The organism is Salinicola sp. (assembly GCF_982684285.1).
In genome coordinates this window covers 1-1,391 of record NZ_CEXLVS010000456.1, presented here as the reverse complement: position 1 = coordinate 1,391, position 1,391 = coordinate 1, and the positions used below count along the sequence as shown (strand labels likewise).

Sequence of the window (1,391 nt, the reverse complement as noted above, 5' to 3'; positions counted from 1 at the left end):
GTTAAACTGGCTATGAACCAACTTATCGCCGGTTTGACGGCGAGTTTTGCCTTAAGTCTGGCCTTAGTCGAAAAAGAAGGCATACAAACTGAACAATTTATGAAAATAGTGCGCGACAGTGCACTCTATGCCCCCACGTTTGATAAAAAACTTGACCGTATGTTAGCGAGAGATTTTGCCAATCCCAACTTCCCCACCAAACATTTAGCCAAAGATACTCAGCTATTTTTAACCGTCGCCAAACAACTGGGTTTAGAAACTTGTGCTTTACAAGGAATTAGTCAATTATTGGATATAACCTTATCACAAGGACTTGAAGATACTGATTATTCAGCGCTGTTTTCAGGTGTGACAGAAAATCATTAATGCAATACTTTAATCGCTGTAAATCTAAGAAATATCATAATCCCAGCTAATTTTACCGACTAACGCTATTTAGGAAAAATCAACACTCAAAGTAACTTAGATGAAAGTTCAGCAGTTACAGTGCATGCAAAGGAGTTCGAGATGGAATCAATCTTTAATTCAACAGGTTTTATGCCGCATGGCATGTGTTTTCAATGGCGTGAAGATATTCTTTTTACCCACGTCATCTCCGATCTTGCCATTGGTCTAGCCTATTTTGCTGTAGCAGCAGGCTTACTTTACTTTTTCTTGAATCGAGATGATATACCCTATAAAAAATTTGTTATTCCGTTTGGAATACTCATTTTCATCGCCTGTGGTACTACTCATTTCTTTAGTATCTGGACTATCTGGACCCCAGACTTTGGGATACAAGCGATCATCAAAGCCTTAACTGGCATCGTGTCAGTTGCCACGGCAATCCTCCTTTGGTATCTAATGCCACAGATTATTGCCTTACCTAGCCCCAAACTACTCAAAATAAAAAATGAAGAACTTGAATTTGAGATTAGTCAGCGTAAGATTGCAGAAGTAAAAATACAGCACCTCAATGATATGCTCGAACAGAAGGTCAAAGATCGTTCACTGCAACTCATCTACCAATCGAATCATGACGATCTGACCGGCCTGATCAACCGTCGCGAATTTGAACGCCGTACCGAGTGGTTACTTGCCACTCTACGTCATGGCGCTAATGAGCATGCACTCTGTTACCTAGATCTCGACCAATTCAAAGTAGTGAATGATACCTATGGGCATGTCGCCGGCGATGAACTGTTACGCCAGGTTAGTTCCGTACTAAAAGTAGCAATGCGCAAGCGCGATACGCTCGCCCGCTTAGGGGGGGATGAATTTGGCATATTGATGGAAAACACATCACTTGACGACTCCTATCAAGTCGCCATATCTATTCAAACATCGATACAAAACTACCAATTTTCATGGGGTGAACATAACATCAAGATTAGCGTCAGTATGGGTCTAGT

2 protein-coding genes are annotated in these 1,391 nt (G+C 41.2%); both read left to right on the top strand.

The features are described from left to right. The coding region (locus AC3AYF_RS21015; RefSeq protein WP_487780411.1) for an NAD-binding protein at window positions 1–366 on the top strand (366 nt) is incomplete at its 5' end. 141 nt (window positions 367–507) lie between these two features. Further along, window positions 508–1,391 (top strand): GGDEF domain-containing protein (locus tag AC3AYF_RS21010; RefSeq protein WP_487780410.1); only part of this gene is annotated, 884 nt, incomplete at its 3' end.